The sequence below is a fragment of the Candidatus Methylobacter oryzae genome (genome assembly GCF_003994235.2).
GTDB classification, from domain to species: domain Bacteria; phylum Pseudomonadota; class Gammaproteobacteria; order Methylococcales; family Methylomonadaceae; genus Methylobacter_A; species Methylobacter_A oryzae.
In genome coordinates, this window is sequence record NZ_RYFG02000093.1 from 17186 (window position 1) to 39086 (window position 21901).

The following is a 21901-nucleotide window of genomic DNA, read 5'->3' on the forward strand; positions in this document are numbered from 1 at the left end:
AACTCTATTTAGCCTGTAGTAATCTCAATCCGTTTGCCACAACCAATAAAGAAGCGCCCATGTCGGCGGCAATGGCTTCCCATAAAGTTGCCAAACCGGCAAAAGCGAGCACGGCGAAAGCCGCCTTGATCGTTAGCGCAAAGGTAATATTTTGTCGTATGATCAAGAGCGTTCTTTTGGAATGAACAATCAGCCAAGGCAACTTGGACAGATCGTCGCCCATTAAGGCAATATCCGCTATTTCTATCGCCGCGTCCGAACCCAATACTCCCATGGCAATGCCTAGATTAGCCCGGCCCAGCGCCGGGGCATCATTGACGCCGTCGCCGATCATCGCCACTTGTCGGTATTTCCCGACCATTTGGTCGACAATTTCAACTTTATCGGCCGGCAACAATTCGGCATGAACTTCGTCAATACCAATTTGGGCCGCGATATTGTTTGCCGTCACCTGATTATCGCCGGTCAACATGACCAAGTGTTCGATCCCGGTTTGCCTGAGGTATTGCAAGATCGATTTAATGTCAGCGCGGGGCTGATCGGCGACGGCAATCAAGCCGCAAATGTGCCGCTCGCTGCCAATGGCAATAACGGTTTGCCCGGACTGTTCAAGGGCAATCGCTTTGGCACTGATTTCCGGAATTTCCTGGCTACGCTCCAATAGATAACGACGCGAGCCCAACCAGTAATCGGTTCCATTAAATAGCCCGGTTACGCCTTTACCGGGCAGAACCGTCACGTTGTCCGCGCAGGCGACACTGACGCCCTGCTTTTCCGTGTATTGCAGAATGGCTTTTGCCAGCGGATGATTGCTGCGCGATTCCAATGCGGCCGCACGGCTTAACAGTTCCGCTTCGCTATGACCATTGAACGGGTAAACACCGGTGACGATCGGTTCACCGCAGGTCAGCGTACCGGTTTTATCAAAGGCGATCGCATTAAGATGAGCCGGCGTTTCGATATAAATGCCGCCTTTAATCAGAATACCTTGCCGGGCCGCACTCGCTAATGCGGAAACAATACTGACAGGCGTCGAAATGACCAATGCACAAGGGCAAGCAATCACCAATAACACTAAGGCACGGTATAACCATTCGCTCCAGATGCCCGCTAAAAACAACGGCGGAATCATCCAGACGGCCAACGCCAAGGCCATCACCACCGGCGTATAAATACGCGCAAATTTTTCTACCCATTGTTCGGCTTCCGCACGCTTGCCATGCGCTTCCCCAACCAGACGCGTAATTTGTGCCAGCGTGGTATCCGTGGCGAGTTTGGTGGAGCGGATTTCCAGTGTTCCTTCGCCATTGATACTGCCGGCAAACACCGTGTCCCCCGGCTGCTTGGTCACCGGCATGCTTTCGCCGGTGATCGGAGCCTGGTTGACCGAACTAAAGCCGACGACGACCTCGCCATCTAACGGGATTTTAGCGCCTGGCGATAAAATGAAACAGGTTCCTATACTGACTTCCGCGACGGGTGCCAAGCGTTCCTGTCCGCTTTCATCCCTGACCGTAACCGTCGATGGCGCTAAATCCAACAACGCTTCTACCGCATGACGGGCACGGCCAATGCTCCAGCTTTCAATTGCCAAGGACAGGGCGAACAGGAAACTCACGGTGGCCGCTTCGAACCACTCATTAATGAACATGGCGCCGATGACGGCAACCGTCATTAATAAATTCATATCGGCGCGCAATCGTTTCAGCGCATAAAACGCTTTAACAACCACATGCCGTCCACCGAAAATCACCGCCAAACCGAACGCGATTTTTTCAGGTAACGGTATAGCCTGCTGGGTATGTGCGTTCAATAAGCTAGTGAGATAATCGACGATCACCTTGCCGCTGAATGACCAATTTTCAGGATGGTTGAGCAAGGTTTGCAGTTCACCGAAGCCGCCGGCAATGCCGACATGAATGAACATACCGGCAAGAATGAACAAGCCGCTGAGCGAAGTATAAACCGTCTTCGACCGGTGTAGTTTCTTGACATCGGTATCGATCTGACCGGATTGCCAACGAGAGCCCTTCATGCCCGTTTTGGCAATGGCTTTAATGATGGCTTTTTCCGTCACAGGCTCGGCATTAGGCAAAAGCATCATACGCCCGTTTAAAATATCAAATGCCAGCTTGCCGCTGCCGCCCACTAGCGGGCCTATCGCACTTTTTAAAGTCGCGACTTCTTCTGCGCAATCCAGGCCCTCGATCTTGAACGTCATGCCACTCGGAGAATTTGATGCCGTCGGTTGGGTGGTACCCGGCTTATCGCCAGGACAACAGCAGGATTTCTCCGTTTGCTTGCAATTATTCATGCTTCAATTCCTCTTTAATAGCCATCGGCGCATCGTCAGATGTCACGGCAGTAGCGTGTTCGTCCTGACAATGGGCGAACCAATATAAAATCGGTAATACCAATAAGGTCAGCGTCGTCGACGACAGAATACCGCCAATGACGACCGTTGCCAGCGGGCGTTGAACTTCGGCTCCTGTGCCGGTGGCAATCGCCATCGGCACGAAACCAAACGATGCGACTAATGCTGTCATCAGCACCGGTCGCAATCGGGTCAATGCACCTTCAAAAATGGCTTTCTCCAGGGACAAGCCTTCCTCCCGCAAATTGCGGATGAAGGCGATCATCACCAAACCGTTCAACACCGCCACACCCGACAAGGCAATAAAGCCGACGGCCGCTGAGATCGACAAGGGAATATCCCGTAGCCATAAGGCCACCAAGCCCCCGGTTAATGCGAACGGAATCCCGCTGAATACCAGCAGCCCATCCTTAACATTGCCAAACATCATGAACAGCAAGGTAAACACCAGTAATAACGCCGCCGGCACAACAATTTCCAAACGTTGCGTTGCGGATTGCAGTTGCTCGAATTGTCCTCCCCAGCTGGTCCAATAACCGGCCGGTATTTTGACGTGCAGGAGCTTCTGCTGCGCTTCGGCGACGAAAGAGCCCAAATCGCGTCCGCGCACGTTGGCACTGACGACAATACGGCGCTTGCCATTTTCCCGGCTGATTTGATTCGGGCCCGGGGCTAAATCCAGGTTAGCGACTTCGGCAAGAGGAATATAGGCCGTTTTATCGCCAGCGCTTGACGAACGCGGCAAGGATATCGGCAATCGCTGGATAGCGTCCAGGTCGCTGCGCAGGTTTTCAGGCAAACGCACGATGATGTCGAAGCGGCGGTCGCCTTGAAACAGCAAGCCGGCTTCCTTACCGCCAATCGCGGCAGCCACCGTATCCTGAATGTCACCCATATTCAGGCCATAGCGAGCGGCTTTGTCTCGATCGATATTGACCGTTAACATGGGTAAACCGGTGGTCTGCTCAACCTTGACTTCCGACGCACCGGGAATTGTTTCCAACGCTTCAGCCACTTCGGTGCCGGTCGCATTGAGCACGGTCATGTCGTCGCCAAAAATTTTCACCGCCACATCGCTACGTACCCCGGAAATCAGCTCATTGAAGCGCAACTGAATCGGTTGGGAGAACTCGTAAATATTGCCCGGCAATTGACTGGCGGCTTGCTGAACGGCCGTCAATAATTGATCGCGCGATTTTTTCGGCTCCGGCCATTGCTCTTGGGGCTTGAGCATGATGTAGCCGTCGGATATGTTGGGCGGCATCGGATCGGATGCTATTTCCGCCGTCCCGCTGCGCGCGAAAACCCGGTCGATTTCCGGGAATTGCCGTTTCAACGCGGTTTCGATTTGCTGCTGCATCGCCACCGACTGCGACAGACTCGTACCCGGTACGCGCATCGCTTGGATCGCAAAATCGCCTTCGTTAAGGCTGGGTACGAATTCGCTGCCCATGCGTGTCAGCAGCAACCCGGACAACACAATGGCAATGACCGCGAAGGCCACCACAACCGGTTTATTGTCCATAACCCTGGCCAGCACAGGTGCATACAGTTGCTTGGCCGATTGCATCAGCACGTTTTCTTTTTCATCGATTTTTTCCCCGATGAATAAGGCTACGGCGGCCGGAATGAAACTGATAGACAGCAACATTGCTCCCACCAAGGCAATTACCACCGTAAATGCCATCGGATGGAACATCTTGCCTTCGACGCCGGTCAGCGCAAAGATCGGCAGATACACGACCATGATGATCAGTTGACCGAACAGCAGCGCACGACGCGCTTCCCTGGAAGCGGCAAAGACTTCCTCCAAACGTTCCTGCCGGGTTAATCGGCGACCATATTGAGTTTGCGCATGAGCGAGCCGACGCACGCAGTTTTCGACGATGACCACGGCGCCGTCGATAATGACGCCGAAATCCAGGGCGCCAAGACTCATCAAGTTTGCACTGACGTGATAACCGACCATGCCGGTAAAGGTGAACAACATGGCCAAAGGAATGACCAGCGCGGTAATTACAGCGGCACGGATGTTGCCCAAGAACAGGAACAAGATGACGATCACCAGGATCGCGCCTTCGGTCAGGTTTTTCTTCACGGTATCGATGGCCTTATCGACCAATACGGTCCGGTCGTAGACCGTGACGGCTTTAACCCCCGACGGAAGCGTCCGGTTGATTTCCTGCATTTTTTGGTCAACGGCCTGCGAGACGCTGCGGCTGTTCTCGCCAATCAACATGAAGACCGTGCCCAATACCACTTCATGTCCATTTTCGGTGGCGGCGCCGGTACGCAGCTCGCGGCCGATGTCCACCTCACCGATGTCGCGAATACGAATCGGCACGCCGTTCACATTACCGAGAATGATGTTGCGAATGTCGTCGATGGAATGCACTTGGCCGGGTACACGAATCAAATATTGCTCGCCATGTTTTTCGATATAACCGGCGCCGACGTTACCGTTGTTTTTCTCCAACGCGGTGACGACATCGTCGAACGTCAAACCGTATGACGACAATTTCTCCGGGATGGCGGCCACTTGGAATTGTTTGGCGTAGCCACCAATGGAATTGATGTCGGTCACCCCCCGAACGCTGCGCAGTTGGGGTTTGATGATCCAGTCTTGAATCTCCCGTAAGTCGGTGGATGTATAGGCGCTGCCGTCGGCTTTTTTGGCGCCTTCTTCGGCCTCGACGGTCCACAAATAAATCTCACCCAACCCCGTGGAAATGGGGCCCATCGCTGGGGTCACGCCTGCGGGCAAGCGGTCCTTGGCTTCCTGTAGCCGTTGATTGGCCAACTGCCGCGCAAAATACACATCGGTGCCGTCTTCAAAAATGACCGTGACTTGCGACAGGCCGTAGCGCGATAACGACCGCGTTTGCTCCAAATGCGGCAAACCCGCCATCACGGTTTCAAGCGGATAGGTAATGCGCTGTTCGACTTCCAGCGGCGAATAGCCGGGTGCGCTGGTATTGATTTGTACCTGCACGTTGGTAATGTCGGGTACGGCATCAATGGGCAATATCCGGTAATTATAAAGTCCGGCTGCCGCCATCCCGATGACAGCCATCATGATCAGCCAACGCTGCTCGATAGCCAGGCGAATGATTCGTTCAAACATGATGTACCGCTCCCAAATTCGCCTGCAACAAGATCATCCACTCAGTGTTCATGCGACGCTCCAGCCTTGCCTTGTTCCGACTTCAGGACGAAGCTGCCGTTGACCGCAACTTGCGCGCCCGGCTTTAGCCCGTTGACAATTTCTACCGCGTGGCCATCGGCCAGACCCGTCTCAACGGGGTGGGCGATAAAACCGCCGGGTATTTTGACGAAAACGGCCGGTTGATTGTTGATCGATTGCACCGCGTCGGCGGCAACCGCCACGGGGACATCCGCTTCGCTGGCAGCCATTTCGACTGTGATAAACAAGCCGGGACGCCAGGCCAATTGCGGATTGCCCAAGGTCACTCTGGCTTTGGCCGTACGCGTCTGCTCGCCGATCAATGCCCCGACGTAGGACACCGTGCCGGTCGCTACCGAATCGAGCGCCGTAGCCTTGATGGTGACGGGTTCGCCGATGCGCACCACGTTCAAATCCCTGGCCGAGACGATCATTTCCGCCCACACCGTGGAAAGATCGGTGATGGTAAAAATGCTGCTGTCTTCTTTAACCGCCTCGCCGATCGAAATATGTTTCTCGACAATAATGCCGTCGAACGGTGCGCGAATTTCATAACGGCTGAGTTCGCCGTGGACATCCGGTTTGGCCCCTAATACCAGCAGTTTTTGCTGGGCGTTATGCAGGGCAATTTCCGCTTCGCTCAACGCCTGACGTGCTTGCTGGTAATCCTGTTCGGCCGAAATTTTGGCTTCCCATAGATGTTTTTCCCGATTAAACGTCGCTTTCGCCAATTCCAATCGCTTTTGCGCGCTAAACAACTCGCTTCGCTGCTCAGATAGACTGGCACTGGCAATAACGATCAATAATTCGCCTTTTTTCACGCGCTGCCCCAAGTTTGCCGGAATTTCTTCCGCAATCCCGGCGACACGCGGCACGACATGAGACGTCCGATCCTCGTTGAAACGAATTTCGCCAGGCAGCGTGATGCGCTTTTGGATGCGCGCAGGTCCCGCCGTTTGTAATTGAATGCCTGCTTGTTCAATTTGCTGCTCGGTCAGAACAATTTTTCCTTCATCTTTACCGAAGCTAAATTGCATGACATCCTGATCGCTTTTCACCGTTATCGCGGCCTCAAAGACATGGGGCTCTTCTATAACTTGTCGGCTTTGCAAAAAATCCTGGCTGGCCTCGAAATCGATGGTTTGCGATTCGCCATCGGGACGATGCAAGGTCATGGTCAAATGGTTGACCTGCGGCGGCAATAGCCGTTCGTTTTTGTATTGATAAATCTGAAAATGCGGTTCGCCACTTTTTTCCGATAGCAGCACCTCCAGCGCCACTGGACCATTGGTCAGTAATTGGCCGCCATGGGAGCCTCTATTTTCAGTGGTCTTTTCATGTTCATTGTCTCCTTCTGCCTCGCCGACAACGGGCCGTTCCAAACTTAATATCAAGATGGCCAAGATGAGGCCCGCGGCAAGCATGCCTAAGATTATCCGGAGTTGTTTTTTGGTCATGGTTCACTCGCTTCCTTTATGGGGCCGCCTTCGGCGATGGATTGGGATTGCCGCCAATTAAACGCTCAACGTCGGCAAGGGCTTTGTGGTATTCCGCTTCCGCCTGTAAATGTTGGCTTTGAGCGCTAAACAGCGTGCGTTGCGCATCGAGCACGTCAAGAAAACCGAATTTGCCCAGACGATAACCTTCGCTTGCCGCGTTGTAAGCGGTTTCCGCATTGGGCAGGATGTCTTGATGCAAGGCGTTGACTTCGGCATAGGAGGCAGCCAAGCGTTGATAGGCCGTGTTTAAGGCGGTTTGAATACGAACTTCTGCGTTTCGGCGTTCTTCTTCCGCTTTAGCCAAACGCTGTTGAACTTCGCCAATCCGGCCTTGATTACGATCGAATACCGGCAACGGCAAAGAGAAACCAACCAGTAAGGCATAATCGTTGGGCATCAAGTAGTTACTGGTGCCTACCGTCGCCGTTACGTCAGGAATCGCCTTGCTCTTTTCAACTTCGACTAATGCCTGGCGCTGGGTAATTTCCGTGGCCCAGCGAGCCAGATCGGGATTGTCGCTAAGCCGTTGTAACAGGCTGTCCAAACGGGGCGGCGGTTGCAGGGTTTCCAGATTGCCGGCCACTTGGTCAAAACTAGGCGAGGTGCTGCCCCAGGTTGCCGCCAAGCGCTTTTTGGCTGCATCCAACTCGCGTTGCGTGCGTTGAAATTCGATTTGCGCGGACGACAACGCGATTTTGGCTTTACTTTCTTCAACAGGCGATACTTTGCCCGCCTGCACCCGTGCTGCAGTGCTGGCGTATGTTTGTTGAGCCAACGCTTGCATTTGTTGGGTTAACGCCAGGCGTTGCTGCGTGATGAGAACATCGATAAAGGCTTGAGTAACCAGGGTTAAGATGTCAGCACGCTTGGCTTCGTAATCCCAGCCGGCCAATTGCTTGGTGAGATCGGCAGCCGTTATTCTAGCCGCACGTTTGCCGCCCAGCTCGATTAGCTGGCTGAGCTGCAGGGTAACCACATCACCGTCAAAACCGCGAATGACGTTATTGCCGAAGTTGGCTGCATTAGCGCCAAACACCGGGTTAGGTAGCAAACTCGCTTGTAAAATCGCGGACTCTTGGGCGCGTATTTCCGTTGAATAAGCCGATAGCTCAGGATTTCGAAGCAAAGCGATCGCCAGAGCCTGGGGCAGAGCCAGTTTGCCGGTAGGCTCTTCCGGTACGCCGACGGTATTTTCGACAGTAGTCAGCGATTGATTAGGATTTAAGCGTTCGTCCGTCGCGTTAACGATAGTCAAGCCCGACAAAAGGAACAATAAAACGACACGGCCGCATAGCCGCGTTGTGGATACAGTCATAAACATAACTCTTCATAAATAAAAAACACAGCAAAGCCGCAGCGGCTAGCTGCAACCGTGATGACGATTTAGAAGAGAGGACTCTAGTTCAGAAGAACGATACTTCGTAGCGCTCGTTGTCCTGAATCGACGAAATGGCGCTGACGACTATAGTGTAAGCGGAAAATGAGGGGACAAAAGTCAGACAAAATGAAAAGGATAGCGCCAAGCGTTAATACCCAATCATTCAAGAAGTGTTTGGAGAAATCCTTGATGGAATCGATGTTACTAATTTGGTCGGCGTTGGGATAGGCAATATCCGTGCAATGGGATTTACCCATCGACATTTGCTCCGTTTCTTCAGCCGCATGCTTTACGCGATGGCTGAACTCATGGTTGTGATGGTGGTTAGCGGATTCCATGGCAACATGACCGTCCTCGCCAAAGCACCAAACTTCGCCCGAATACAGACTAGAGTTCAGGACAAAATGGCTGAGAACTGTCAGTATCAGGACTAGTGATAGCCGTACGTGTAAGCGACGAGTAAAAATCATGGTTAGAGATAATAACCAACTATTGAACTTAGTCAATCTAATTCGATTTATTTTGCAAGATGTTAAACCAACGGGATGGACATGTATTCAGGGACATTCTATGAAGAACGCAAGTATGCCCGCGTGGAACTGATTCGACTTGCAATATGAAATGGTAATTGCGAAACGCGACTTCGGAATATTGTTAATTTCATCAAGGAATTTCTCATTAATATAACTGCTCAGCATGGCTAAAATGCACAGTTAAAGCGGTCGCCGAATGTCTAACGCAGGCCGTGGGTGCACAAGTAGCGGCTACCTGGATTGGCACCGACGTTCCAGTGGCCGCTTCTGCTATTTGGATGCCCATTGGATTAAAAAACCGGCAAAATTTAGACGCCGGTTAACCTGCACTCCCGTCCCGCATGAACACAAAAACGGATTTTTTTCTAGCGCAATAATCAGGAAATTTTGTTTTCCAGAGCCGGGAAGAAAAACAAAAGCCTCAAAAGAAAGCGAGGAATAAATCCATCGAAAAGACAGTATTCATTGATTGCCCTCATGAATGGCGACATCATGAGGCACCGCATAGGGATAGCATTGGTTTAAGCCGCGTTTGTCGCCTAAGTACAAACCAAACACAAAAACAACGCAAAGCAAAACAAGCTCGATAAAATCTCTGAAAAATGAAATTTTCATTGGTAGCGCTCCCTTTAATCCGACGAATGACATTGCATAAAATCAATATCTTCCTGCCCAGTTAAAATGCCGCCCTGCCCCACTACTTCTGGCGATTGAGCAGGATGGCGGCAAGCGTCACCAGAATCCGCGAGGAGGAATTGAAGCTTGGCAAAAATTTGAGTAGTTATGCGCTTCTCTGAATAACAAAAGCTGCCAAGAAGGCGGAGTAAAAAATCATATTCATCAAGCGTTAATGTCAACATGATGTTCTCTCATGCGCGATAGGTGTTTGTGCGGATTGTTGGTTCATAGGCTTGCCTCTAATTTGTGATCTAATCCCCGAAAGATTCATCCCTCAAAAGCTCTTGGTTAAAAAGAGCGAGATTTATCAGGGTGTACTTGCCTATACGCTTGGTAGGCAAATAACCTTTTTTAATCCAACCTAAAACTACGCCTTCTTCCATGCCGGATTGCTCAGCGAATTTAGACAGGGTACAGACTAGAACGGGCGAGACTTGATAGCTCGACGGTTGACCTTCCATATTGAACCCCTTATAGTTCTGCATAGTTCTACGTAAAAAATTACTTCAAGTAACTATTACTCAATCAACAAAAACGGTCAAGTAAATTTTACTCAATCATGAACAATATTAACTCAAGAGTGCTTCATTTATTAGATGACTCAATGCTTTCTAATCCAGCATTGGAAGCAAAAACCGGAATAAAAAGCACAACTTGGGCAAACTTGAGACTAAAAAAAATAAGACTTAACGAAGAACATTTAGAAGCAGTAATCAAACTATTTCCCGAATACGCATACTGGATTACAACAGGAAAGGATTTACCCGAAGCCGGACAAATTAGCCCTGAAATAGAGGAAACAAGAAAAAGACTGTCTACGGGTACATAACCGCAGGGAGGGCATTAAAACAATGGGGGACGGTTAAAACCTAAACCGGATTAAAGCCGGTAGGCAAAATAAAGCGGCTTACATAATCCGTTAATTACTAATCGTAGCCACAAAATTACAATATAAAAGCAATAAAATGGGCTTAAGAGATCGAGAGTATCCGACTTTCCATTTGAGCCAATTGCTTTGGTCATAGCGGGCTATTCGTACATTTGTGGAAAACGGCATTCAATATTAACCCACCAATCAGCGTTGGGTTTTCCAGCCAAGAAATTGCATGTCTAATAATAACGATATAATTGGCGCGAAGGTGCTGGAAAATTTAAACGCTCTTTTTGATCAAAGTCGCAAAACGTCAACGCCGTTTTCAAGATATAACACTCTGCCCTATTCGCTTATGTTATTCTGAAGGCGAAACTGAAGGAAAAAACGTTACCCACTTTCCAACCAACTGGTAGAAGAGTCCGTAGATGGAAAATTTCAATTACTTTGTCTTTGCTCGCGCTTTTCATGTGATTGGCGTAGTGCTTTGGATCGGTGGCGTCGCCTTTGTTACGCTGGTGCTTATTCCCTCGCTTAAAAGCATCAACGATTCTTCAAATAAACTGGAGTTATTCGAAAAGCTGGAAGGAAAATTTTCATTTCAAGCCAAGCTAGCCACCTTAGTGACTGGAATTTCCGGTTTCTATATGGTCGAAGTTATGAATGCGTGGGATCGTTATCAACACTTGTCATTCTGGTGGATGCACTTGATGACGTTCGTTTGGTTTATCTTTACCCTGGTTTTATTTGTCCTGGAGCCATTATTTCTTCATCAATGGTTCCATGAGCAAGCCGTAAAAGATAGCGTCAAAACGTTTGCCCTGGTTCACACAATACACAAGCTATTACTGGCACTCAGTTTGCTGGCTGTATTCGGAGCGGTAGCAGGGGCTCATGGTTTCTTTTAGCGAGAAAAAGTAAGAGGGAGTTGTTATACGGTATAAGGTTAAAACTCAAGCCTTATACCGTAAAATTGCACTTAATTAAATTTCAACAATCTCAGGCGCTTTTCTCGTCTCGCCTTTACCTATCGTTAATAAATCCCAGACTAGCAAAATAAATCCGGCAAGAGTCATACCGCCAAAAAGCAAACGCCAAACCATCGCACTTTGAAATGACGGATGGTTTTGAGCGGTAAAATAGCCCCCCCAAGTTGAGCCTTCTACCGCACGCTCAATAAAAGATTGCTCATAACCTGCTATTAATAACGCTATCGTCATGCCAAGAACACCGCCATTGAGTAATCCTAAAGCCCATTTCCAACGCCAAGCATTTTGACTGCCGCCGCCCATCCAGACATTGCCACGCCATTGCTGTATAGCCAGATAAAAGAAGGCGATATTGATGGTCGCGTAAGCGCCAAAAAACGCTAAGTGGCCATGAGAGGCCGACCACTGCGTACCATGGGTAAATATGTTGATTTGCGGCAAGGTATGCATGAAGCCCCATACGCCAGCACCAAAAAAATTGCCGAAAGCTTGAGCAATAATCCAGGCTAAAGCGGGATGATTGCCGTTCTTAAATGCATGCGCACCGGAATCATAAACCGCATGAACCACCATCGCGACCAGGGGAATGGGCTCAAGTGCGGAGAAAAATCCACCGACAGTTAGCCAGTATTCCGGCGTTCCGATCCAAAAATAATGATGGCCTAGGCCTAAAATACCCGAGCCGAACATCAAGGCAACTTCAATATAGAGCCAGGTTTCTACGATTTTACGTCTGACCGCTAACAGCTTCATCAGTGACCAGGCCATAATCACGCCGACCAGCACTTCCCAAGTGGCTTCGACCCACAAATGAATAACCCACCACCACCAATATTGATCATGGCTGATATTCGTCATATAAAACATACCGGCCGTATAGAGACCCGCTAATGCCACCAAATCCAGCGTTAAAACGCCTGCAATGCCGGACCATTTACCTTTACTGAAAGTTGCGACCACGTTATAGAAAAAGATCAACATAACCACCACGATGCCAATATCTGCCCAACGCGGCGCTTCAATATATTCGCGACCTTCGTTAATAAACCAAAGACTGGAATCTTTACCTGGACCGATTTGCACTAACAGGTAAACCAGCACCACCAGTGTGACCGCTCCGGTAAGCACCCAAAAAGCAATATTGCCCAATTTTAGACCCACAATTTCAGTGCCGCTCTCCTCTTCAATAAACCAATACACGCAGCCTATAAAACCATACAACATCCAGACAACCATTGCATTAATGTGGATCATGCGGTTGACACTGAAATCCAGAATTTCATAAAGAAAACCAGGAAAAATAAACTGCATCGCCGCCAATAGTCCAAACAGGATTTGCGCGAAAAACAAAATAACAGCAACGGTAAAATATTTAACGGCCAATTGCCGCCCATCACTTAAATGACTGCTATCTAATTGCACCCAGGCTTTGAAATTGTTGAGATAGAGGCGCGACTTATCACTTAAAGCGGCCGCTTGTTGAATGACCCCATTTAATCCACTTGTATTCATGCTCATTCTTCCGCTTCAATAGTTTTAAAATTAGAGGGAAAGCCATTAGTATCAATACTCGACATCCACTTTAAAAAAGCAACGATGGCTTTTGCTTCCTGTTCGGTAATATTCAAATTTGGCATTTTCCGGTTACTGCCAAAAGTACGCGCATTATTTTCAGGGTCCATTAAGAATTTCACCATCATGTCTTCACGCGTCTCCTTGGAAATCCAACCTTTATCCAACCAAGCTTTGGTTAAGTCAGGCGCATAGTAAGCGCCATTGCCTAGCAGGGTATGGCAATTCATACAGTTTTTAGCTTGTGTGGTCTTTTTACCTAAATCAACCAATTGCCGCGCTTCTTCTTCGGTGTACTCTTTGCCGAATAAAAACTCATTTTCACCAATAACCGGCATCGATTTATGCAATTCCTTGTTTAATTGGTAATCGATTTTTTTGTTAATCACGTTGTAGGCAGGTACTCGTTTGCTGCCTGCGCTAGTTTTGCTTAATGAATCCATGGTCAATACAACTAAAATCAAAAATGATCCCGCCGTTACCCAGATTGCCGTTTTCTTCCAAAATGATTCGGAAGCCCATAAAGGTGTTTCATTCATAGCGTATCCTCTGTTGTTGTTATTGTTATTGGTGTTATTAGATCAGGGAGTAGACTTAGCATGTGTTTTAACACACAGATGCCAAATACCTATCGGTGCGAAGAAATAGCCGATAACCATCGCCAAGGAAATAATCAGCCAGTAGCCTTGAAAATGTGCAGCCTGCGTTAATTCAACTACGGAAAGAATCAATACGGCATAGGAAACATAGGCGGCAATTTTAATGCGGAAATTTGGATTGACTTTAGACCAGGCAAACAGCAACGCATAACTTGCGCCTGCCAATATGATTAAAGCGGATGAGAAAAAAGTGATAAAAAAATCTTGTAGAGCGACGGGTTCGATCATGAATGATTAACTCGGTTATTTGTTAACAAAACCGCAGCCAAATGATAATGCGCTGTTAAAGTGATTGAACTATAGCACAATAGAAAAGGGTTGCTATAGAAGAAGCAGCTACGGATGAAGTATCTGAAGCAAAATAGCCAGCGTTAGTCTGTTGGATTGCCCCTATCGTCTATACTTAAGTTCCGTAAATTTTGAATCAACGACAACATATGGATAAGAAGCTCTGCATGGAGAATCAAAATCTCTCCCACAGATTGCCATTGGTAATACCGCCCAAAAAACCAATATTCACACCATTAAAAATAGCTAATTCTCTGTGAGCCTATAGTTTGGCTCGTGATGAATCGAGAGATTAAAAGACAAATCGACTAGGCTCTAACGAACTGCTCGGCTACCACTTGCCGCCAATGAAAGACTACAGTATATGACCACGCTGCTACATCCGAAGGTAGCAAAAGAGTAGCAATGATATATTGCAGGTACGACAGGAGGCACCAGAACACTCGCAGCGCATTGATTCTATTATAAATAATGGAGCCAATGACGGGATTCGAACCCGTGACCTACTGATTACGAATCAGTTGCTCTACCAACTGAGCTACATCGGCCTCGCCTGCACATTAGAATATCATTCTAGTGCCGTGAATCTTAATATACTACGTTCTACTTTTTCGAGCTACCGGCTTACAAACTATCACTTCCCAAGCTTTTACCCTAGTTCAAAAAGATGACAGCCGGCTAGACAGTCTTCATACTTTGCATTGCAATAGTCCGAAAAACATCGGCAAACATTTCTTTAGTCAGCCGTTTGGTCTGTACGTTGTACCGGCTGCTGTGGTAGGAATCGACCAGCACGCGGCCATCCGGCAAGATGTGACAGGCGTTATGGGCAAATTTGACGCCCCCCTGTTTTAGTCCGTAAGCTTTTAATACCGCCTGATGGGCAACCAGCCCCAAGGCCAGTATGACAGCCCGCTCCGGCAAGGTTTTTAGCTCGGCCTCCAAGTAGCGATTGCACTGGTTGATTTCGGCATTGGTCGGTTTGTTTTGCGGGGGCAGGCATTTGACGGCATTGGTAATACGGCAGTTTTCAAGCGCCAAGCCGTCCGTTAATGACTCGGACTTTACCTGATTGCTGTAGCCGAACTCGTAAAGCGCTTCGTAGAGCAATACGCCGGCATAGTCGCCGGTAAACGGTCTGCCCGTGGCATTGGCGCCATGCATGCCCGGCGCTAAACCAACTATCAACAATTGCGCCGAGCTGTCGCCAAAAGGCGAAACCGGACGCGCATGATAATCCGGATGCTTTTGTTTAACTTCACACAGGAAATCGTCCAGCCGTTTACATTGCCTGCAATCTTGATCGAATATGGGTTTTGAGTACATGGTCTATTATATTGGCTTGTGGATTTGTTTTATGGCGGGAAAAAATCTATTTGATTAATTCACCACGAAGTTTTTATCCGGCTTTTTCTTTGTGAACTTCACGGCGAGTTTCTCTAAGCTCATAACGAAAAATTACCCACCTTGTTACTATCGGAAGCCAATAACTGCAACTTCTCAAGCCTGGGTAATTTTTTTATCGCGACTTCCCGCTTACCGGCGGAACTGCGATCATGCCCGGTCTCGACATAAACCAACTGCTTAGGCCGTCTGCCGCGAAAATATTTTGCGCCTTGTCTGTCCGCATGTTGATTAAAGCGGCGGACAACATCGTTGGTGATGCCTGTGTAAAGCGAATCGTCGCTGCAAAGGATAATGTAGACCTGCCAATTCATGCCATTTATACGACCGTTCCAAACACGGAACCGACAGTTGCGGTCAAGCCCATCGCCAGCGCGCCCCAAAAGGCAACGCGAAAAGCGCCTTTAACGATTCCCGCTCCGCCGCTATAGGCCGCCAACATACCCAGCAAGGTCAAAAACAGCAACGATGCGGACGACACCAGCACGATTAAATCGGTATCGGGAGCAAACACGACGATCAATAAAGGCAAGGCAGCCCCAACGGCGAAGGTAACGGCCGATGTCAAAGCCGCTTGAATAGGTCTTGCAGTGCCTGTTGCGGATATGCCGAGTTCGTCGCGTGCATGGGCGCCCAACGCATCGTGATTCATTAATTGCTCCGCAACTTGGTCTGCCAGTAACGGATCGAGTCCGCGCGACACGTAGATGGCCGCCAACTCTTTTTGCTCACGATGGCCGTCTTCAGCCAATTCCTTGCGCTCGCGCTTTAAATCGGCCTGTTCGGTATCGGCTTGAGAGCTGACCGATACATACTCACCGGCCGCCATCGACATCGCTCCGGCAACCAATCCGGCAATACCGGCCAGGACTATATCCTTGTGCGCTGCATGGGATGCGGCAATGCCGACGATTAAACTGGCCGTCGACACGATGCCGTCGTTAGCGCCGAGCACCGCTGCGCGCAGCCAACCGATACGGTGAGTCCGATGTGTTTCGTGATGAATGGACATTGAATTTCCTTGTATTTATTCACCCTATCGAAATTTAATGGGTGTAGGTGGTCGATTGAAAAGGCTTCTGCAACAGGGATGTATTCACGCGTCCTTTGCAATCAATGATCTACGCCCCATTTCAAAGGGGGTAAGCAGTTACATTTCCTTTTAAAAATCCGAAAGCGATTTCGGCGGAATCGCTGCCCTTAACGCATTCAAGACGGCAAGCACATCGATGGCTTCCTGGATAATCGCTCCGGCCACCGGCGTTAAATAGCCCAATCCTGCGAAGACCATCCCTATCAAGCTAAGCGCCATGCCGCCGACAGCGCTTTGCAGCGCAATTTTACGCATCCGTTGACCAATATGAAACAGTTCGTCGACTTTTAACAATGAACTGTCCATGATCACTGCATCGGCCGATTCGCCGGTAATATCGCTGTTTTGGCCGAAAGCTATGCCGATTGTCGCAGCCGTCAGCGCCGGCGCATCGTTAATACCGTCGCCCAAGAACACGGTTTTCGCGGCTTTAGTTTCATCGCGAACCAGCTCCAGCTTCTGCTCGGGGCTTTGGCTGAAATATGCATGCTCAATACCGACTTGTTCGGCCAGAAAGCGTACTTCCGACTCCTTATCCCCGGATACCAACATTACCTTGTCGAACAGATGGCTGGGCCGCAAGTGATTGATGAACGATGAACTGTCGGTTCGGACTTCATCCCGAAACTGCAAAGTCGCCGCGTAAGTATCGTCGATCAATACCACGCATTCCAGGCCACCGCAAACTGCCGGCAGCAGGTTAACTGTATCAGGGTGTTGCTGAACAAATTTTTTACGGCTGGTAATCCGGATCTGCTTTCCGGCCACATTACCTTTCAGGCCTTCGCCCGGCAACTCGGTGATATTGCTTACGCTTAATAAAGGTAACGCCGATTTTTCCGCCGCGCCAACGATGGCTCGCGATAGCGGATGCTTGGAATAGCGCTCCAGGCTGGCGATCAGCACTAATACGTCCTGCTCGTTATATCCTTCACCGGGAATCAGGGCGGTCAGCGAGGGACGGCCGTAAGTCAAAGTGCCGGTTTTATCGAAAATCGCCGTGCGGCAAGTGCCGATAGTTTCCAGAATGGCCGGATTCTTGATGATGATTTCCCGCCGCGCGGCCAGCGAAATCGAGCTGATAATGGTGACCGGTATGCCGATCAGCAAAGGGCACGGCGTGGCGATAACCAACACCGACAAAAAACGCAGCACGTCATTGCTGGCCGCCCAGGCAACCAAAGCAATGACTACGGCCAGCGGCGCATACAGCGCGCCCAATTGGTCGCCGAGCCGCCTGATATTCGGGCGATACTGTTCGGACGAGCGCATCACTTCCATGATCTTCGCATAGCGGGAATCGACAGCCAGCTTGTCCGCGCGTATCGTCAAGGCCGAATCGCCGTTGATCGCGCCGGAAAGCACTTGCGAACCGCTGACTTTCGACATCATATACGGTTCGCCGGTCAGGTAGGATTCGTCCATCGTGCCGGAGCCTTCCAGCACGGTGCCGTCGACGGGGCAGATTTCGTGCGGCAATATCAATAACGTATCGCCGATATTCACCTGCCCGGTCGTGATGTCGGTAATTTGATCGCCGGATTTTCTGTGCGCAACCGACGGCATCCGCCTGGACAACACCTCTAGCACTGACGAAGCCTTGCGCACTGCGTAAGACTCCAGCACCGCGCCGCCGGACAGCATCAACACGACCAAACTGCCGGCCAGATACTCGTCCAGCAAAACGGCCGTAACGATCGATAGACCCGCCAACAAATCCGCGCCCCAATCGCCCCGCCCCAATTTCACGACCAACTGATAAACCAGCGGGATGCCGCCCAGCACCAGCACGGCAAGCAACGGCACGGACACCAGCTCAAGCGGAAAAACGAATTGTCCTTGATAGAGTTTGGCGGTTGCTGAATTTAAAGCCGCGTTAAAGGATAGCGTGTAAACGTCATGCCCGATATCGAGCCCATAGCGCAACACCAGGTAACCGCCGATACCGAGCAGGCTTATAACTGCAATGACGCTTTCGGATATTGCCGTGGAAGTTACTTGCTTAGCAGCCATCGGTTTCGGCCTCACGTTTTTTGTGCCCTCCATTCTATCGGCAACGCGGGCGAATGTTGAAACTATATCCGTCTTTTCAGGGTAACAGACTTTACGCCGGGTTTTCACTATCAATAAAAAAGCACTCCACCGCAAAGTGCCGGCAGGTTTTGTCCATTAATGCCCGGATGCCGAACTGCTCGGTCGCATTATGGCCGCCGGCGAACATATGAATACCCGCCTCTTGGCTTTCATGCCAATCGTGTTCGCTGATTTCGCCGGTGATATATGCATCCAGCTGTGCTTTTTCGGCCAAGCGCCACTCGCTGTTCGCGCCGCCGGTAATGATGCCGACGGTTCGGATTAATGCGTTGCTGTCGGGTGTTGCAAGAATCACATGATGCTTCAGCACGCTTTCCAGTTTTTGTTGCAGCTCGATGGCGCTCAGCGGCTGTTCGAGCCTGCCTTTAATGCCGGTTGGCGAGCCTTTGTAATCGCCGAAAGGCTGCTGCTGGTTGCAATTTATCATTTGCCCCAAGACCGCGGCATTGCCTATGTCCGGGTGCCCGTCCAGCGGTAGGTGGTAAGCGAACAGGTTGATGTTGTTTTTTACCAGCGGGAAAACTCGCCGGGCAAAAGCGCCGGTCAGCGTTTTGGCGCCATGAAATGTCCAGAACAAGCCATGATGAACGACTAGCGCATCGGCCTTGCTTTCAACCGCTTGGTTAACCGAGTCGCGGGTCGCGGACACCGCAAAAGCGATACGCTCGATCTGTTCCGCCCCTTCTACCTGTAAGCCGTTAGGACAATAGTCGGCGTAGGTTTCCGGACGGAGCAAAGCCTGGTAATAATCGCCGAGCTGCTGCCGGGTAATCATGCCATCCATGCCTCGAAGTGGGTCCAAATGGTTTTAAACGCTTCTGTCAGGCTCGGATCGTCCGACGCGATGCGCTGGGATATTTCCACGGTATGAAACCAGTCGCCGTCATCGATCTCATCGGTCGCCAGGTCGAACGGGCCGTTGTGAATGCAGCGGTAGACCTGGATAAATTCCATGCCGGTAGCGGCCGTGGCCGGTAATTTAAACAACGGCTCCAATACCGGCACAATGCCGATACCCAGTTCCTCTTCGATCTCCCTGACGGCGGTGGCGTCGTAGTCTTCGCCGGCATCGACATGACCGGCCGCCGAGGTATCCCAAAGACCGCCGTTCAGGTCTTTTTTCAGCGAACGTTTTTGCAAAAAGAGCTGGCCCCGGTCGTTGAAAACCAGGATATGCACGGCGCGGTGCCTAAGCCCCGTCGCATGGACGATATGACGCGCGCAGGTGTCGACGATGCAGTCGTTTTCATCAACGACGGAGAGTAGTTCGTTATTCATTCGGTATGCTTAAAGTCATCAATCAAAAATTTACGTAACTATTCAGCGTGTTCTCAATAGAACACGGATGAGACGGATAGGACGGATTTACACGGATTTTAACCCAAGCCAAATTTAAATCCGTGATTATCCGTTTAATTCGTGTCATCCGTGTTCCATTTCTCTATATGCTGAATAGTTATAAATTTACCAGATTGGATTTTAGACTTTTATCAAAGCTACGCAAACACAGTTGATGCGCTTACGCATATCGCGGGGGGTGGACCATGCCCGCATCCTGCGACGCGGGCATGTTTGAACGGCGTTTTACGCAGCTCTGCCTGCTTGCGTCGCGGCAGGCACTTCAATTAAGCGGCCTGACTTGCAGTCGTAGATATAGCCGTAAACAGGAATGTTAGCCGGCACCAGCGGATGGTTTTTAATGCGGGTTACGTCTTCCAGCACGCTTTCTTCCTGGTTTTTAATCGTCAGCCAGTCGATGTATTTGCCTTCGGCCGACCCCGGACCTTCGCAGCAATCGTGCCAACCGTCGGCATCAACGGATGCTGTTTTTAAGCTGCTGCTTAACAGGTCGCGCATGATCTCGTCGGTGAAGGTTTCCATGCCGCAATCGGTATGATGGACGACAAACCATTCGCGGGTTCCCAACAATTTATAGGAGATCACCAACGAACGGATCGCATCGTCGCTGGCACGGCCGCCGGCATTGCGGATAACATGGGCGTCGCCTTCGGATAAACCGGCGTATTTGGCTGGATCCAAGCGGGCATCCATGCAAGTCAAAATAGCAAAATGTCTGCCGGGAGGCATCGGCAATGCGCCTTTGTCACCGAAATCGTTTACATAATCCCTGTTCGCTGCTAAAACTTCATTCAAAATTTTACTCATAAGCACCTCGTTATTATTTTTGTGTGACATAAAAAAACCGCTTGTTCCTGATCACTAAGGGGAATGACAAAGACCAAGCGGTAATTTAGATTACTATCTCCGGGCGCAAGTCTACCGTAATAATCCAAGGTTTCAAATAGCGATATAGATTATACAATATAAACTTAAAGTTTATAAAAGGCTCAATATGGCTAAATTAAATAACACGCAAGTATTTTGCCGGATTGTCGAATTGGGCACTTTTGCCGCGGTCGCGCGTGAAATGAATGTCTCGGCAATGATGATCAGCAAATACATAGCGCAACTGGAAGACTCATTAGGCGTGGCTTTATTGAACAGGACGACCCGGCAACTCAGCATGACCGAAGCGGGAAAAATTTACTATCACCGCAGCAAGCAGCTGCTGGATGATTTTTCGGAGCTGGAAGAATATACCTCGCAGATGGGCCTACAGGTAAAAGGGACATTAAAAATCAGCGCGCCAATCGATTTTGGCGGACTGTATATGGTGCCGGCTATCAATGCGTATCAACGCGCCTATCCCGACGTTAAAATCCTAATGACCTTGCACAACAGCCGAGTCAATTTAAGCGAAGGCCGCTTTGATTTGTCTATTTTAGTCACCGATACGCTCGATTTAGGCGTGGTGGCCAGAAAGATCGCCCAGACCCGGCTATGCACTTATGCGTCTCCAATCTATATCGCCCGGTACGGCGAACCGCAAACCATTGCCGAGTTGAACGCGCATCGCTGTTTGCATTATATGGATACGCCTCATAAAGATTATTGGGTATTTAACGATAACGGAGAGGACGTTAGAATCAAGGCAAACTGGCACTTTGCCTCCAACAATGGCCGGGTTCTGTGCCAGGCCGCTTCGTTGGGCATGGGCATAACCCAGGCGCCGGAATTATCGGTGATGAATTACCTGGAACAGGGAAAGCTGGTAGAGATTCTGCCGGCTAAGCGCATTCCATCGTTGGAAATTTACGCAACCTATCTGCAAAGACGCTTCCTGCCGGCTAAATTGGCTACGTTTGTAGATTTTTTAATTAACTACTTTGCCGAAAATAACAGGCTGATAAGCTCTGGGCGGATAACTTAAATTCATCTAAAGGC

Annotated in this window: 21 protein-coding genes and 1 tRNA gene; 3 read left to right on the forward strand and 19 right to left on the reverse strand. The window is 49.8% G+C overall.

Features of this window, described 5'->3' with window-relative positions; all coding sequences use genetic code 11:
• Positions 1-4: 4 nt before the first annotated feature.
• The 8 genes from EKO24_RS10580 to EKO24_RS10610 form a co-directional block, all read right to left on the reverse strand.
• Positions 5-2221, reverse strand: coding sequence for a heavy metal translocating P-type ATPase (locus EKO24_RS10580; protein WP_241674463.1), 2217 nt, complete (start codon positions 2219-2221; stop codon positions 5-7).
• Between the two features lie 85 nt (positions 2222-2306).
• Entirely contained in the window at positions 2307-5498 is a 3192-nt protein-coding gene (locus EKO24_RS10585) for an efflux RND transporter permease subunit (protein ID WP_127028317.1), read from the reverse strand.
• 41 nt (positions 5499-5539) lie between these two features.
• Positions 5540-7015 (reverse strand): efflux RND transporter periplasmic adaptor subunit, encoded by a 1476-nt coding sequence (locus EKO24_RS10590; protein WP_127028318.1) that lies wholly within the window; start codon positions 7013-7015, stop codon positions 5540-5542.
• Between the two features lie 16 nt (positions 7016-7031).
• Positions 7032-8372, reverse strand: a complete 1341-nt coding sequence (locus EKO24_RS10595) for a TolC family protein (protein ID WP_127028319.1) — start codon at positions 8370-8372, stop codon at positions 7032-7034.
• A gap of 83 nt (positions 8373-8455) precedes the next feature.
• Positions 8456-8905: a hypothetical protein gene (locus EKO24_RS22865; protein WP_206667258.1), complete on the reverse strand. Its 450-nt coding sequence runs from the start codon at positions 8903-8905 to the stop codon at positions 8456-8458.
• A 525-nt stretch (positions 8906-9430) separates the two neighbouring features.
• Positions 9431-9583 carry a hypothetical protein gene (locus tag EKO24_RS22380; RefSeq protein ID WP_154671591.1) on the reverse strand — a complete coding sequence of 51 codons (153 nt, stop codon included), beginning with the start codon at positions 9581-9583 and terminating at the stop codon, positions 9431-9433.
• Between the two features lie 14 nt (positions 9584-9597).
• Complete coding sequence (locus EKO24_RS10605; protein ID WP_127028321.1) at positions 9598-9828, reverse strand: hypothetical protein; 231 nt, start codon at positions 9826-9828, stop codon at positions 9598-9600.
• Positions 9829-9897: 69 nt separating this feature from the next.
• The gene (locus EKO24_RS10610; protein WP_127028322.1) at positions 9898-10107 is read right to left on the reverse strand and encodes a DNA-binding protein; all 210 of its coding nucleotides are present in this window, start codon (positions 10105-10107) and stop codon (positions 9898-9900) included.
• Positions 10108-10205: 98 nt separating this feature from the next.
• On the opposite strand from EKO24_RS10610, the gene EKO24_RS10615 reads away from it, so the two are divergent.
• Positions 10206-10475, forward strand: a complete 270-nt coding sequence (locus EKO24_RS10615) for a DNA-binding protein (protein ID WP_127028323.1) — start codon at positions 10206-10208, stop codon at positions 10473-10475.
• 470 nt (positions 10476-10945) lie between these two features.
• A complete protein-coding gene (locus EKO24_RS10620) occupies positions 10946-11425 on the forward strand; it encodes a hypothetical protein (RefSeq protein WP_127028324.1) in 480 nt (159 codons plus the stop codon).
• A 75-nt stretch (positions 11426-11500) separates the two neighbouring features.
• Here the strand turns inward: EKO24_RS10620 and EKO24_RS10625 are convergent, their stop codons facing one another.
• The 11 genes from EKO24_RS10625 to EKO24_RS10675 form a co-directional block, all read right to left on the reverse strand.
• Complete coding sequence (locus tag EKO24_RS10625) at positions 11501-13018, reverse strand: cbb3-type cytochrome c oxidase subunit I (protein ID WP_127028325.1); 1518 nt, start codon at positions 13016-13018, stop codon at positions 11501-11503.
• A gap of 2 nt (positions 13019-13020) precedes the next feature.
• Positions 13021-13617 (reverse strand): c-type cytochrome, encoded by a 597-nt coding sequence (locus tag EKO24_RS10630; RefSeq protein WP_127028326.1) that lies wholly within the window; start codon positions 13615-13617, stop codon positions 13021-13023.
• A 42-nt stretch (positions 13618-13659) separates the two neighbouring features.
• Positions 13660-13965, reverse strand: a complete 306-nt coding sequence (locus EKO24_RS10635) for a hypothetical protein (protein WP_127028327.1) — start codon at positions 13963-13965, stop codon at positions 13660-13662.
• Positions 13966-14497: 532 nt separating this feature from the next.
• Positions 14498-14573, reverse strand: a tRNA-Thr gene (locus EKO24_RS10640).
• Between the two features lie 130 nt (positions 14574-14703).
• Entirely contained in the window at positions 14704-15351 is a 648-nt protein-coding gene (locus EKO24_RS10645) for a uracil-DNA glycosylase (RefSeq protein WP_127028328.1), read from the reverse strand.
• A gap of 119 nt (positions 15352-15470) precedes the next feature.
• Positions 15471-15743, reverse strand: a complete 273-nt coding sequence (locus EKO24_RS10650) for a GIY-YIG nuclease family protein (protein ID WP_127028329.1) — start codon at positions 15741-15743, stop codon at positions 15471-15473.
• Positions 15744-15748: 5 nt separating this feature from the next.
• Positions 15749-16441: a VIT1/CCC1 transporter family protein gene (locus tag EKO24_RS10655; RefSeq protein ID WP_127028330.1), complete on the reverse strand. Its 693-nt coding sequence runs from the start codon at positions 16439-16441 to the stop codon at positions 15749-15751.
• Between the two features lie 150 nt (positions 16442-16591).
• Complete coding sequence (locus EKO24_RS10660) at positions 16592-18535, reverse strand: heavy metal translocating P-type ATPase (protein ID WP_127028331.1); 1944 nt, start codon at positions 18533-18535, stop codon at positions 16592-16594.
• Between the two features lie 91 nt (positions 18536-18626).
• Positions 18627-19400, reverse strand: coding sequence for a Nif3-like dinuclear metal center hexameric protein (locus tag EKO24_RS10665; protein WP_241674464.1), 774 nt, complete (start codon positions 19398-19400; stop codon positions 18627-18629).
• Positions 19388-19894: an NUDIX hydrolase gene (locus EKO24_RS10670; RefSeq protein WP_127028332.1), complete on the reverse strand. Its 507-nt coding sequence runs from the start codon at positions 19892-19894 to the stop codon at positions 19388-19390. The genes EKO24_RS10665 and EKO24_RS10670 overlap by 13 nt, the downstream gene beginning before the upstream one ends.
• 306 nt (positions 19895-20200) lie before the next feature.
• Positions 20201-20782: a beta-class carbonic anhydrase gene (locus EKO24_RS10675; RefSeq protein WP_127028333.1), complete on the reverse strand. Its 582-nt coding sequence runs from the start codon at positions 20780-20782 to the stop codon at positions 20201-20203.
• A 187-nt stretch (positions 20783-20969) separates the two neighbouring features.
• On the opposite strand from EKO24_RS10675, the gene EKO24_RS10680 reads away from it, so the two are divergent.
• Positions 20970-21887, forward strand: coding sequence for a LysR family transcriptional regulator (locus tag EKO24_RS10680; protein ID WP_127028334.1), 918 nt, complete (start codon positions 20970-20972; stop codon positions 21885-21887).
• Positions 21888-21901: the final 14 nt, after the last annotated feature.